This is a genomic window from Selenomonas sp. oral taxon 138 str. F0429, assembly GCF_000318175.2.
In the GTDB taxonomy this organism is placed as follows: Bacteria; Bacillota; Negativicutes; order Selenomonadales; family Selenomonadaceae; genus Centipeda; species Centipeda timonae.
The window spans coordinates 611-13,414 of record NZ_KB290938.1; the positions used below are offsets into that span (position 1 = coordinate 611).

Below are 12,804 nucleotides of genomic sequence, written 5' to 3' on the forward strand. Positions count from 1 at the left end.
GCGCCATCAGGCAGAGCTTGCTGATGAACTCGGCATACGCCTTTGCCGTCTCGTCGGTGATCGTGCCGTGCAGCCATGCAAAGGTGATGCGGTCGCCCTCTAGCGTGTAGGTCGCTTCTCGGATGTCAAAGGCATGGCGAATGAGCCGCCCCTTGCTCAGAAGGAGTGCATCCAGATTGTTCAGTGCGGTCTCGGTGAAAAGGCTGCGCGGGAGACTGATCGAAAGGCCGTCCTCATCGGCTTCTGCCGTCGCTTCCTCAGTCGGAACAACTTCTTCTACCGCCGCTTCCGTCTGAATCGGCTCGTCTGCCCCTGTGTCCGCGCAGGAAGCCTCGTTCTCCCCGTCCTCGGACGTGAAGCCCGCCTCGCGCAATGCCGTGCGCACACGCGTAACAGTCGCTTCGTCTGCGGCATCGTCGAAACAAAGGCTGCCGTCCTTCGTGATCTCAAATGCGCCGACCTTGTAGGAAAAGCTCGGTGCGCCGCAGTAGGTGGGCTTCATCTCGAGCACCTTTCCCACAATCCCGACCATCGCCTTGCGCTCTTCCTTCTGGATGTTGTAATTGACCTTCATTTTGAAAACCTCCTTTATGAACTTTGGTCATTACATTCATCACTCTAGCCGGGATAATTAGCAAGCAAATTGTGTTGTATACACCCATAGCTTCAGTGAGATAAACCGCAGAGCGTCATCATTTCACAGAATGAGGAGTGGTCATGCGCTCGAGCATCTTGCCCGTCATCCAGATCGCGCCGTCGATGACGAGCGGTAGGAAGATGCAGTCGCGGAATCTGCACCATCCCGTCTCCTTCTCCGCGCTCTCCTTCAGTGCCGCCGTATACGCCGCCGATACTTCACGCGCCGCAGGAAGCCCCTTCTCATGAAGCCAGAGAACAGTCGCTTCCTTTGCCTCCGTCCGTACGAAGTCCCCTACGTGATTCTTCAGTTCGTTTTGAATGTGTTCCAGTTTCATCTTCAACACTCTCCTTCATAGTCCGTTACCCCACGCGCAATGGCGCGGGCAAATTCATCCTGCCGGCTGCGGAGCAATTCTGCGTCACTCGCATGGTCAATAAACGCAAGCTCCACAAGTACACCGACCGCATCCGTGTTGCTCAGAACATACAGTCCGTTGACACCGGGCTTTGCCCCCTTCACGCCACGATCCACAGTTCCGAGCGCATCCACGATCTGATTCTGGATGCACTGTGCCAGCTTCTCCCCCTCTTCGCTTCCGTAGTAGTGCCACGTCTCCGTCCCCTGTGCCACACCGTTGCACGCATTGCAGTGTATGGAGATAAACACATCGGCATCCGCACGGTTGGAAACCGAAACGACCTCATGCAGACTATCGGATTGGAGACTACCGAAAACCTCAACACCTGCGGCAACGAGATAGCCTACAACAAGGTCAGCGACATTCTTTGCCACATCACATTCCCGCAGCCCATACCCGCATGCACCGGGATCTGGATTCCCGTCCGGCGCATGACCCGGATTCAAAAACACACGCATTATGCTCCCTCCTTTGGCACATCCGCATACGGAATGCGCTCACCATCACGTTCCAAAAATACATCTTCTGCATTGCCGTCCTTGCTCTGGATGTACCGCTCAACAGCGACATCCACGAACTTCGGCTCAAGTTCCACACCATAGCAGATACGCCCCAACTGGTCACACGCAATCAGCGTTGAAGCAGAGCCAAGGAATCCGTCGAGAACGATACCGTTCGTCTGCGTACACTGTTTGACAAGGTAGGCGATGAGCGGCACGGGCTTCGAGGACGGATGTCCGCAGCCATCCTTCTTCGAGTCCTTAATGCGGTCGAATGCAAAAACGGTGGTCTGCTTCTGATCGCCATACCATCTGTGCCGACCGTCCTTCCTCCATCCCCAGATAATCGGCTCGTGAATGTACTTCCAGTCCGTCCGTGTAAGAACGAGACGATCTTTCTTCCACACCAGACCTGCGCCAACTTTAAAGCCCGCATCCTCATAAGCGTCATGAAAGATGCGGGCTTTTGCTGTTGCGTAGAAAACGTAGATGGAAGCATCGGCCGCCATCACCGAGTGGAAGGCAATAAAGGCAGATTTCAGGAACTCGTAGGCATCCTTGTCATTCAGATCATCGTTCTTGATTTTCCCGGAGGAACTTTCCAGAGCCACAAAATATGGCGGGTCCGTGCAGACGAGATTTACCTTTTCTCCGCCGAGCAGCCGCTCGTATGTCTCCGAAAGAGTGGAATCTCCGCAGATAATACGGTGCTTGCCGAGATGCCAGACATCGCCCGATCGAGCAACACAAGGCTTTTGCAGTTCTGCATCCACATCGAAGTCATCTTCCTGTGCTTCACCGTCATCCAGTGAGAGTAGGTCAGCGATTTCAGCTTCGTCGAAGCCTGTGAGCGAGAGGTCAAAGTCCATGCCCTGTAGGGCTTCCATCTCGATACGCAGCATATCTTCGTCCCACCCTGCGTCAAGTGCGAAACGGTTGTCCGCGAGGATGTATGCCTTCTTCTGTGCCTCCGTCAGATGATCCACAAAGACGCACGGTACGCTCTCCATCCCCTCCGCCCGCGCCGCCGCAACACGTCCGTGTCCTGCAAGAATGCCATACTTCTTGTCGATAATGACTGGACTGACGAACCCGAACTCGCGTAGACTTCCGCGCAGCTTATTAATCTGCTCGGGCGAATGCGTCCTCGCATTGTTGGCATACGGCACGAGTTTGGCAATCGGAACGAGCTTCATCTCTGATGTCGTTTTGTTCAATGTTTAACCTCCTCAACTAAGCAGGATTTTTTATATGTTTTACCGAATCAACTAAATAGAGTTGAGAGTTTGGAAAGAGAGGGATTATGTGATGAAAAAGATAGTACTTTCTTTGATTGCCGGTTGGATTCTTTTTATTGCAACAGCATATGCTAGTCCATATGACGGCTATGACATTACAAACAAAGTCGAACAATATGGTGATGACGTACGGACTGTTGCCGCATTGCCAAAGCCCAACAAACCTCCAAAGCAGAATTATATGTATGGGGACACAAACTATCCTCTTGTTGGACTCACTACATATGGCGCTATCTTTCTTGATAAGACAAGTTGCAAGTACGAGATTGCAGATGGTGTAGCAATTATTTCTTGCCTTGTTTATTATGGCAGTGGAGGTGCTGACGGTAACGGAAATGCCGCGAAACATTCTCCGACGATCATTCGGTTCAGCACTTACAAGACAGATAAACGGGTCATAAAATTCTTGAGTTCTGTTTCTCCAAATACCGGAAAGAATGATACCGAAAGCACATACCGATCTGACAACGGCTTTTTGAATGGTCTGTTTTGGTATTGTGCCGGAGTCCTTGATCTGAGCCAGTATCTCGATTAACCTAAACTAAAAATACGGAGCATCTATCTATGGATGCTTCTTTTATTTTCTTGACCTCAGCAGCCGCTCCATACGATCTTCCTGCGGCGAGCCGCTGAATGTCGTGGTGCAGTTTTGCTTTACGATGTCGAAAATTTCATACCAAAGCAGATTGGACTGCTTCTGAAACGCCTGTCCCATCTGGACAAAGGGGCTTGCAATCGCACCGCCTGTAGTCGGATGCTTGCCAATGAGGCCGTATTGACTCATTGCTTCCTCACACTGAATGAAGCGGGCAAATGCCTGTGCGTAGCTTTCAATGAGCCGTGGATTCACGAGCCGCTCACAGCCGCGCTCCTTCAGCCACAGCCATGTCTCGCGGAAAATCTCATCCGCACCAAGCGGCTTGCCGTTGCGCTGCCGCGCAGACAGGAATTCGCTCGGTGTTGGCATCTCTTCCCCATAGAGATCGGCGGCATCCACAAGGTCTGTGCCGTCCAGTTCCGTCATGGGGAACTCCATGATGTGCGCCGTGCGCCCGCCCGCAATCTTATCTGCCAGTGCCTCGGGCTTATCTCCCGCCCGGATGCGCCGCCCGCCACGATTTGTACCGTCACGCGCCATCTTCTCGCCCCCTTCCCTTAATACCCTGTTTGAACCGACGTTTTTTTGCGTGCGCCCCCTCCCCGGTCCAGTAATGGCGCGGTTTTAGAGATTTGACCGCCCCCTGGGAGCAATATTGTGTTGCAATCGCTTCACTTTCGCGTTACAATAACTAAAAGGAGGTTATCCATCATGTCCAAGACTGCAACAATCAATATGCGCATTGAGCCGACAATCAAAGCACAAGCTGAAACTGTTTTTTCCAGTTTCGGCATCTCCGTGACCGACGCCATTAACATCTTCCTACACGCATCCATCATGGAGGGAGGCTTCCCCTTCCAACCGAAACAGCCCCGTTATAACAGGGAAACGCTTCTTGCCATGCAGGAAGCACGCGACATCATGGATGGCAAAATCGAGCCGAAGCGTTATCCGTCGCTGTCCGCACTGATGGATGATCTTGATGCGGAGGACGCTCATGCTTGATCTCGTCACCACCACTCAGTTCCGCAAGGACTTAAAGAAGCTGCGAAAACGTGGAGCAGATATACAAAAGCTGGATGATGTTCTGCAAATGCTCTGTGCGGAAAAACAACTGCCCGAAAGGTATCGGGATCACGCACTCGTTGGTGATTACATTGGGTTTCGCGAATGCCACATCATGCCGGACTGGCTACTCATATATGCCATCGACAAAGGAAAACTGATTCTGACCGCTTCCCGCACGGGTTCACATAGCGATCTCTTCTAGCCGATTCATTGGAGTCGGCTTTTTATTTTTGTGCTTTCCGTTGATGAATCCGCTCATGACAGGACACGCAGAGCGACATCAAATTGCTCTCGTCATGCGTGCCGCCGCCCGAGAGCGGCTTGATGTGATGGACAAGCGTCGCGAGAACGTATCTGCCCTGCTCTTTGCATTGCTCACAGAGCGGATGCCCTTCCAAGTGTCTGTCGCGAATCCTGCGCCACGCACTACCGTACCTCTCGTGCTGATCGTAGCCGCGCGTGAAGCGGTCATAATGCCTCTGCATCGTTTTTTCGTGCATCTCGCAGTAACAGCTTTTTCGATCCGTAAGGTTCGGGCAGCCCGTCATACGACAGGGGCGCTTCGGCTTTCTCGGCATCGCACACCTCCTCGATGGCATCAAAAAAGCCCTCGCGGAGAATTGCTTCTCCGAGAAGGCTGATTCCATATCCTATTCTTGCTGAGTATATCATATCACTGTCAACCCTATGAACGCAACGTGAACCTTTGTGAACTTATGTGAACTCGGATGAATTCTGCTGTCTTTTTTCTAAAATTTTTTCAACTTCATCCAGAGCCTTGGCATGAATCTTATGCACCCATCGAATGCTGACGCTCATATCCGCTGCAATATCTTCCCATGATTTGAAGCTGTGGTAGCGACGCTCTAGCACCATCTGAGCGTTTTCATCCGCGACCTGCCAGATCGTATTCATGATCTCGAGTTTCAGACTGATCAGACGGTCAATGTCTGCATTGATCTCCTCTTCTGTGTCGGTCAGTCGCGCAATGATGTTTTCCATCCGCTGATTGTTCGGACTCGGACTCCTCGGCATATCGCTGATGACGGCGCTCACATTTGTTGCCATGTCACGCAGCCGCGATACATGGGCGACCTTATCATTGATGCGTCGATCAATGTTCCATGCCTGACTCAGATATTCTTTCGCCGTCATGCAAATTCCCCCTCTAGCTTTTCAAGCAGCCACTCTCCGTCAATCTGCGTCAGCTGCCCGAACCATGCAGAGCGGAAGAACCGCTCTGTCTCAGAGCGCATCGCCGCCGCTCCAACATTCTCAGAGTCTTTTCCGAGAGCCGTCCGCGCCCACCGATAGTCTTTCGCCGCCTGTTCGACGATGGCGTTTGCCAGAATTTCATAGTTCATGATGTTACCTCCGCTTTGACGGCATCAATCAGTTCCGCCTGCGTCTTGTCCTTCTGCTTCAAAGCGCGAAGGATTCTCTCGTCAATCGTTCCCTCGGCGATGATGTGCTGCACGACCACGGTCTTTGCACTCTGTCCCTGCCGATAGAGCCGTGCCACAGTCTGCTGATAGAGTTCCAAGCTCCATGTGATGCCAAACCACACGAGGGTCGAACCGCCGCTCTGAAGGTTCAGCCCGTGACCTGCACTGGCAGGATGGATGAGCGCAACGGGGATTTCGCCGCGATTCCAACGGGCGATTGCCTCGTCCGTATCTAGTCGCACACACGGCACGCGCTTTTCGATGCGCTCTGCATCATGCCTGAACCAATATGCCACGAGGAGCGGCTTGCCGTTCATGCTCTCTACGATGTCCTCCAAGGCATCGAGCTTTCGGTCATGGATATGCAGTGTAGTCCCATCGTCAGTGTAGACTGCACCATTCGCCATCTGCGCGAGTTTTCCGGACAGGACACCCGCATTTGCCGCCGTCACCTCGTTACCCTTCATCTGCAAGACCAACTGCTCACACATTGCGGCATACATTTTCTTCTCTTCCTCATTCATGCGGACGCTGTACGCACTCTCGATCAGATCGGGCATCTTGAGGTGATCTGCGGCTTTCATGGAGATGGTAATATCGGAGATTTTCTCGTAAATCTGCTCCTCGGCTCCGGGAAGTGGCGCGTAGGAGAACACCACCTGCCCGTTGCGCTTGTCCGGCGTGAAGTAATCCTGCCGATACTTCGTGATGAATCGTCCCAGACGCACGCCCATGTCGAGTACCTTGAACTCCGCGAAGAGGTCCATCAAGCCGTTGCCGGATGGCGTTCCCGTCAGTCCAATGACACGGCTGGCGAGAGGGCGAACCTTCATGAGTGCCTTGAAGCGTTTACTGCTCCAATTCTTGAACGAGGAGAGTTCATCAATCACGATGGCATCGTAGGTGAAGTCGGTGTTCTCCACGAGCCACGGCACGTTCTCGCGGTTGATGATGTAGAGGGAGGCTTGCTTGCGGAGTGCTGCCAATCTCTCTTTCTCTGTCCCAACCACTACGGAGTAGCGGATATGATTCAGATGCTCCCACTTGCCGATCTCCTGCGGCCATGTGTTTCTTGCCACACGGAGCGGCGCGATGACGAGGACACGAGAAATCTCGAAGCAGTCAAAGAGCAGGTCATTGAGGGATGTGAGGGTAATCACCGTTTTCCCGAGCCCCATATCGAGAAGTACGGCGGCAGTCGGATGGCTTTCGATAAAGTCGATGGCATACTGCTGATAATCATGCGGGATGAACTTCACGGGGCATCACCTCCTGAAAACTTCCTGCAGCACGTCCACATGATAGGTGTTCACCATGCCATATTTGGCATCGTACTCCTTGCCGATGTGATAGCCCTGCTTTTTGGACGTCGCCGACGCTCTGCGTCCGAGTCTTGCGGTGGCATCCCGACTCACGCCACGGATTCCCGTGAGGTTGGCATAGCCGATGATGGTATAGTGGTGCTCATCGATCGTCATCTGCTTGGACTCGACCTCAAGAAGCCTCTCGTCCACCTTGTCGATACGCGCATTTGCCGCCTTGATTTCCTTCGCCTGTTCCACCATTCGCTGTGCGCTATAGAGGAGAAACTCCTCGGGCGTCATATTCTTCATAGGATTGAAGTAGCTCTCTTCCAGCTCATCGAAAACATCCCACGCCCGCTCCGTTCCCAGCATCTTGCTGTGGCGGGCTGCGCCTTGTTTCGTCCAGAGATAAAGGCAGCGGGTTTTCGGGGAAATTTGCAGTTCGATATTTTCGACCTGCAAACGGAAGCTCTGTAAATCCTGCCCTTCCAGAACAAAGAAGTGTTTCCCCGCAATAAACCGCACACGGTTGTTGTTGAAGTTCTGCTGAATCTGCTTCGGGGCGCATCCATACGCCTCGGCAAGCTGCTCCGTGGTCATGACACGAATGCTGTTGTGTTCCAATACCGTAAGTTCATTCATGGTCGATTTCCTCCAATACGCTGTCAATTTGATTTATCTCATCAATCACATACACCTTGAATCCAAGCCGCCGAAGCAGTCTGTGCCGTACCAGTTGAAGTGGTCTCGGCTTTCTGCCCGGTGCTTTCAGTTCCACAAAACCCATTCTGCCTCCGGGCAGAAGCACCAGTCGGTCAGGCATCCCATCAAATCCCGGCGAGGTGAACTTCGGAGCGATACCGCCCATCGCTTTGACTCTTGCTGCAAGTTTCTGCTCAATCGTCCGCTCGTACAACTTTTCCTCCTGTAACATGAGGTTGTAACACCTCTAAAGCTAGGCATATCAATGGATTCGCGTTGTTTCTTGTTACAAGGCTACAGAAAAATCCCTATATACGCATATATGCGCGTATTCGCGTTTTTCATGTACGGATTTATTATGTTTCTATTTACATATATAAATCTTGTAACTTGTAACAAAGCCTTATGGTACGGACTTTGCTGCAAGTTACAACTTCCGTACAAGTTACAACCTGCGGTATATCCGCTGCAGTCCGTAAATTGCGATGCGTTGTGGGTTGGGCTGCTTTTCCCATTCAGGAAGTCTGGACATGATGGCTGCTATCGCATAGCTGTCCATGGAACGCAAATCTTCTTTTTTTCTGCTGAAGCACTCGCACCAAATCTCCATGTTGCTGACGATCACGCGCACATCTGTCCCCACGGGAGATGTATCATCGCCCCGCAAGAACTCCCGCCGCTGATAGAGATCCATCTCGTTCCAGTTGGCGGGAAGCAGCGTATCGAGATAGAGACGCACCAGACCTTCACGCTCATCGTGCTCCATCGCTTCCCGCTGCTCCTCTTTGGCATATTCCTCCAAGTCCGGGGGCAGATACAGCTTTTCTCCGGCATCGGCGAGAATCATCACCTCCGCCCAAATCTGCCGCACAAGCTCCGAGGTCATCTGCCATGGCCTATATTTGCTGCTGCCGCTCAGTTTGATGTTCCAATAACGGCGGTTTCCTGTGATGTCTCTCAGATACCCGTTCTCGCTGTTGGTCGTGCCGAAGAACACACACTGGCGCGGATGGGATGTCACGCGCCTGCCGAAACTTGCCCGATACTTGTCATCCACCCGCGACACGAATGCCTTTACTTTGTCGAGATCGGCTTTCTTCATACCTGCCAATTCGCCGATTTCAAGAATCCAGTACCCCTGCAGCTTTTCGGCGGCGGTCTTGTCATTCATATCCGATAAGGTCAGACTGTCGGAGAACCAATCCATGCCAAGGTTGGCAATGAAGGTGGATTTTCCGATGCCCTGTGCGCCGTTCAGAACAGGCATATAGTCAAACTTGATGCCCGGCTCTTTGATGCGTCGATAGGCGGCACACAGTACTTTCCGACTGACGGCACGGGTGTAAGCGTTATCCGCTGCACCCAGGTAGTCGATAAGAAGCGTGTCCACTCTCGCCACACCGTCCCAAGGAGGCAGTGCGGTAAAATACTCTCGTATCGGGTGATAACTGCGGTCATCCACGGCTTTTGCTACGGCGATGTCATAGTTCCGCGCCGAGAACGTGCCGTAGTTGTCATCCACATAACAGATAAGCTGGGCATCGTCCGCATCACGCCAGAACTTTCCGGGATGTGACCACGGGACTTCACCCTTGATTTCCATGCCGTCTGCCAGCTGATTAAAGACAATATTTTTCATGTAGGGATCGTTCTGCATGATGAGCTTGATGTTGTAGAGGGAGTTTTCCAGCTGCGTGGACTTTTTCTGCCGCACCAGTTTTACTTTCCAGTCTTCCTCCTCGGCAAAGTCCTCGACAGCCCGTTCCTGCCGCTCCTTGAGTGCAAGGGTACGCACTTTTTCGTTCTTGGCGGCAAATTCAGCCATCCGGGTAAAGTCACCATCAAAGAGATGCGTCCCTACGAGGTCGTATGCGTTGCACAGCTTACCGTAGGCAGGATCGGAGGCATGGTGACTGTAGGCGAATTTGCCGTCATAAATCATCACGCCGGGAATGCTCGCCGACTTCGTATAGCCCCACCGATTCTCATCTGCAGTCGGCTCATACACATCGGAGAGAAAGGTCTGCATCGCTTCTTGGATGGAGTACGCTCGGCAAAACGCCCCTACAATGCCCGCCTTGCTCAAAGGATCAGCCTGCCTTTTGCGCTCCCTTTCCACCGCTTCTTTTTCACCCGGTGCAGTCGGCAGGGAGCTGCAGTCCTGCCAGTTCGGATGCGCTGCCAAAAACACATCGGGGTCGAGCCAGTCGCCCTCATACCTGCGGCAGATGTACTCCCCGTCGGAAGAGGCGGTCGGCCAGTACATCAGCTGATTGATCTTGAAGGAACAGAGATCAACCGTATCCATGCCGATCTCATCTGCAAGATAGCGGGCGATGGCATTGTATTCGTCCGGTGTGACATCCCGTGTCAGGGGTACGAGGATTCTCGCCCGTGGGGCTTCCGGGGTATGGCTGTGGGTGGTGTAGACGATGGCGCAATGCTTGAAGGCAAAATCATCGAAACAGCCCGGCTTCAGTCGGTCATGATCCAAGGTGATCATGGAGCGGCTGATAACCTCAGTTGCTTTCCGGCGCGTCCCTTTCAGTGTCCCCGCAAAGAATCCGCCTTTGTCCTTCACGGCATCCCGTTCACTTTTCTTCATAGTATGGTATTCTGCAGCGGTTTCGGCAGTGCGGATAGGATTCTGCAATTTTTCCCAAAGAGCGTCCATCGTCATTTTTCCGGGATGCCAAACAAGTGCCGCACGGCTGTTGCCAAGACAAAATGCTAATTCTCTCATACACGCACCTTCCTCACCCTCGGTGTCTGTCCGTATTCAAATCTTGCCTGCCGTGCCAGCTTGAATGCCTGTACGGTGGCAGCGTCATCTCTGTCTATCGTATAGTTGCTGTCATCACCGAAAAGTTCAAACTTTCCCTGCCTGTTGATGCCGGGGTGAGCAACGAAGTAATCTCCGTCGATGGTCTGAAAGTTGAAGGGATAGGGACCGCCGCCAAAGCTGGGGAAGCCATAATAGCCCCACTCTTGGCAGTAACATTCAATATCTCCGATATCCTCTCCGTCGGGGATTCCGGGAACAACGAGGAGCGGATGCTTGCCTTGGCTGAACTGGTTGATTTTGGCGGCATCGGCTCTGCTCATCTTCCCCTTGACCTCCACATGGAGATCGCCGCCTACTCTTCCGTCTACATCATGGAGCAGGAAGTCCGGCAGATAGTGCTGCCCGTTATTCAGCACATAGCCCTCCGGCTCGTACTCCCAGCGGACACCACAGGCATCAAAGAACACTGCCCACCGTGCCTCCAGTCGTGAACGGAAAAGATAGCCCTTGTATTCTGTCTCTATTACCTTCATGGCGAAACCTCCTCGCATGTTGTTGTGAAATAGCGGATGTTCTTCCGCAGTCTTCCGGCATGAGCAATCTCCGTTTCCATGCCCTCGGTAAGCCTCTCGCCGAACACCCAGATCTCGCCGCACAGCCTCAGCAGCTCGAGATTCATATCCATTGCTTTCTCCCGCTCATCTACTTCTGACAAAAACTGCGGAAAATACAGATGAGGCGCAATGGGAATCCGCCCCCTGCTCACCGCGAACTTACAGTACTGCCGCGCCCGCATGGCATTGACGCGCGGATTGTCCCGATAGGGCGAGCAGATGTAAATGAACAGATTCTGTCGGAATACCTTGGTGAGAGCTGCGTATGCTGTTGGGTCAGCGTAGCCCTCGTGGTTCTTGTACTCGATCATTTCTCGCACCTCATCTTCCTGCTGCATTCCGTGCAGCAGATCGCCGTGCCGAAGAGGTCGAACTCCGCATCGCCGAAGAACTCATTGAGATCAACGGGCACTTCCGCTCCGCAGCGCGGACAGTGACAGAAGACATTCTCATCGTTGATTTCCACCGTGACCTCCAGAGCGTCATTGATGTTTTCCTTAACATAGAACATAAGATTTCCTCCCTTTGAAAACTGATTAGTTCCTCTCATCAGTAAGAGGACGAACAGGGAGGTTTTGGTCACCAAAAATCCTCCCAATTGTCTGGGAGGATGGACATTAGTCTTTCTGATAGAATGCGCACTCGAAACCGTCGGCGTGGAGCAGAAGCCCCTCTGCCCAAGGCGGGGTTCTCGCCATCTGCTCACAAACGGCAGATAGTGAGGTGCGTTCATCGCATTCGATGATGATTTCATCATGGACGTGAGCGACAATCTCCATGTTCCGCAGCGTCTGCATGGCATAGCAGAGGATGTCGCGGCTGATGGCCTGTGTGATGTTTTCCACGAGCTTCGGGCCGTAGGATTCAATCCGTACCCACTTTTTCGAGAGATTCAGTCCCATGTAGGTAATGGATTCGCCACCGAACTGATTCTCTCCGATGCGCGGTTTTACATAGGAGAGTCTGCGCCCGCTCGGAAGTTCGATGAACATCATGCCACTCTGATAAATGAACCGAATGCCGTGCGTGACCTTCGTGCTGCGTTCCTTGATGCAGTCTTTTGCGGCTCGGTCGACTGCCCACCAGAAATCCACGATATTTGGATTTGCCGTACGCCAAGCATCCACGAGCGGCTTCAGTTCCTCTTCCTTCATCCCCGACTCCAATGCACCGAATGCCTTCAGCGCACCAACGGAGCCGCCGTAGCCACAGGCCAGTTCTGCCTGCTTCCCTTTTTGCCGAAGATGCCCGTTCTCGCCATGCTTGACTACATTGCAGTGAAACATCCTGCCTGCTGTGGCGCAGTAGATGTCGCCGTTGCTCTCGAAAACATCCATGCGCCATCGCTCCTTCGCAAGCCATGACAACACCCGTGCTTCGATGGCAGAGAAGTCCGCAACGATGAATTTTCTGCCCTCCTTCGGGATAAAGG

At 52.9% G+C, this 12,804-nt stretch carries 19 protein-coding genes; 3 read left to right on the forward strand and 16 right to left on the reverse strand.

Annotated elements, in window-relative coordinates:
* From HMPREF9163_RS04885 to HMPREF9163_RS04900, 4 genes are all read right to left on the reverse strand, one after another.
* On the reverse strand, nucleotides 1–574 hold a 574-nt coding region (locus HMPREF9163_RS04885; RefSeq protein WP_009440565.1), incomplete at its 3' end, for a hypothetical protein.
* 118 nt (nucleotides 575–692) lie between these two features.
* Nucleotides 693–974 (reverse strand): hypothetical protein, encoded by a 282-nt coding sequence (locus HMPREF9163_RS04890; RefSeq protein ID WP_037346140.1) that lies wholly within the window; start codon nucleotides 972–974, stop codon nucleotides 693–695.
* A gap of 2 nt (nucleotides 975–976) precedes the next feature.
* On the reverse strand, nucleotides 977–1,516 hold the full coding sequence (locus HMPREF9163_RS04895; protein ID WP_009440567.1) for an N-acetylmuramoyl-L-alanine amidase: 540 nt from the start codon (nucleotides 1,514–1,516) through the stop codon (nucleotides 977–979).
* Nucleotides 1,516–2,775 carry a site-specific DNA-methyltransferase gene (locus tag HMPREF9163_RS04900; protein WP_037346143.1) on the reverse strand — a complete coding sequence of 420 codons (1,260 nt, stop codon included), beginning with the start codon at nucleotides 2,773–2,775 and terminating at the stop codon, nucleotides 1,516–1,518. Before HMPREF9163_RS04900 ends, HMPREF9163_RS04895 begins: the two co-directional genes overlap by 1 nt.
* Nucleotides 2,776–2,866: 91 nt before the next feature.
* On the opposite strand from HMPREF9163_RS04900, the gene HMPREF9163_RS04905 reads away from it, so the two are divergent.
* Entirely contained in the window at nucleotides 2,867–3,391 is a 525-nt protein-coding gene (locus tag HMPREF9163_RS04905) for a hypothetical protein (protein WP_009440569.1), read from the forward strand.
* A gap of 42 nt (nucleotides 3,392–3,433) precedes the next feature.
* Here HMPREF9163_RS04905 and HMPREF9163_RS04910 read toward each other — a convergent pair whose 3' ends face one another.
* Complete coding sequence (locus tag HMPREF9163_RS04910) at nucleotides 3,434–3,994, reverse strand: P27 family phage terminase small subunit (RefSeq protein ID WP_006306651.1); 561 nt, start codon at nucleotides 3,992–3,994, stop codon at nucleotides 3,434–3,436.
* Between the two features lie 171 nt (nucleotides 3,995–4,165).
* On the opposite strand from HMPREF9163_RS04910, the gene HMPREF9163_RS04915 reads away from it, so the two are divergent.
* Nucleotides 4,166–4,459, forward strand: coding sequence for a type II toxin-antitoxin system RelB/DinJ family antitoxin (locus HMPREF9163_RS04915; RefSeq protein ID WP_006696279.1), 294 nt, complete (start codon nucleotides 4,166–4,168; stop codon nucleotides 4,457–4,459).
* Entirely contained in the window at nucleotides 4,452–4,724 is a 273-nt protein-coding gene (locus HMPREF9163_RS04920) for a type II toxin-antitoxin system YafQ family toxin (protein ID WP_009440570.1), read from the forward strand. Before HMPREF9163_RS04915 ends, HMPREF9163_RS04920 begins: the two co-directional genes overlap by 8 nt.
* A 22-nt stretch (nucleotides 4,725–4,746) precedes the next feature.
* On the opposite strand, the gene HMPREF9163_RS04925 is transcribed toward HMPREF9163_RS04920, so the two are convergent.
* From HMPREF9163_RS04925 to HMPREF9163_RS12395, 11 genes are all read right to left on the reverse strand, one after another.
* Nucleotides 4,747–5,100, reverse strand: a complete 354-nt coding sequence (locus tag HMPREF9163_RS04925; protein WP_037346154.1) for an HNH endonuclease — start codon at nucleotides 5,098–5,100, stop codon at nucleotides 4,747–4,749.
* A 136-nt stretch (nucleotides 5,101–5,236) separates the two neighbouring features.
* Nucleotides 5,237–5,677 carry a hypothetical protein gene (locus tag HMPREF9163_RS04930; protein WP_009440572.1) on the reverse strand — a complete coding sequence of 147 codons (441 nt, stop codon included), beginning with the start codon at nucleotides 5,675–5,677 and terminating at the stop codon, nucleotides 5,237–5,239.
* A complete protein-coding gene (locus tag HMPREF9163_RS04935; protein ID WP_009440573.1) occupies nucleotides 5,674–5,886 on the reverse strand; it encodes a hypothetical protein in 213 nt (70 codons plus the stop codon). Before HMPREF9163_RS04935 ends, HMPREF9163_RS04930 begins: the two co-directional genes overlap by 4 nt.
* Entirely contained in the window at nucleotides 5,883–7,226 is a 1,344-nt protein-coding gene (locus tag HMPREF9163_RS04940) for a DEAD/DEAH box helicase (RefSeq protein WP_009440574.1), read from the reverse strand. The genes HMPREF9163_RS04935 and HMPREF9163_RS04940 overlap by 4 nt, the downstream gene beginning before the upstream one ends.
* A 6-nt stretch (nucleotides 7,227–7,232) precedes the next feature.
* Nucleotides 7,233–7,913 (reverse strand): ORF6N domain-containing protein, encoded by a 681-nt coding sequence (locus tag HMPREF9163_RS04945; protein WP_009440575.1) that lies wholly within the window; start codon nucleotides 7,911–7,913, stop codon nucleotides 7,233–7,235.
* Nucleotides 7,906–8,187, reverse strand: coding sequence for a VRR-NUC domain-containing protein (locus tag HMPREF9163_RS04950; protein ID WP_037346156.1), 282 nt, complete (start codon nucleotides 8,185–8,187; stop codon nucleotides 7,906–7,908). The genes HMPREF9163_RS04945 and HMPREF9163_RS04950 overlap by 8 nt, the downstream gene beginning before the upstream one ends.
* 231 nt (nucleotides 8,188–8,418) lie before the next feature.
* Nucleotides 8,419–10,716, reverse strand: coding sequence for a virulence-associated E family protein (locus HMPREF9163_RS04955; protein ID WP_037346158.1), 2,298 nt, complete (start codon nucleotides 10,714–10,716; stop codon nucleotides 8,419–8,421).
* A complete protein-coding gene (locus tag HMPREF9163_RS04960) occupies nucleotides 10,713–11,291 on the reverse strand; it encodes a hypothetical protein (RefSeq protein ID WP_009440579.1) in 579 nt (192 codons plus the stop codon). The genes HMPREF9163_RS04955 and HMPREF9163_RS04960 overlap by 4 nt, the downstream gene beginning before the upstream one ends.
* Nucleotides 11,288–11,683, reverse strand: a complete 396-nt coding sequence (locus tag HMPREF9163_RS04965) for a DUF4406 domain-containing protein (protein WP_009440580.1) — start codon at nucleotides 11,681–11,683, stop codon at nucleotides 11,288–11,290. Before HMPREF9163_RS04965 ends, HMPREF9163_RS04960 begins: the two co-directional genes overlap by 4 nt.
* Complete coding sequence (locus tag HMPREF9163_RS04970; protein ID WP_009442047.1) at nucleotides 11,680–11,883, reverse strand: hypothetical protein; 204 nt, start codon at nucleotides 11,881–11,883, stop codon at nucleotides 11,680–11,682. The genes HMPREF9163_RS04965 and HMPREF9163_RS04970 overlap by 4 nt, the downstream gene beginning before the upstream one ends.
* 106 nt (nucleotides 11,884–11,989) lie before the next feature.
* On the reverse strand, nucleotides 11,990–12,804 hold an 815-nt coding region (locus HMPREF9163_RS12395; protein WP_009440582.1), incomplete at its 5' end, for a DNA polymerase.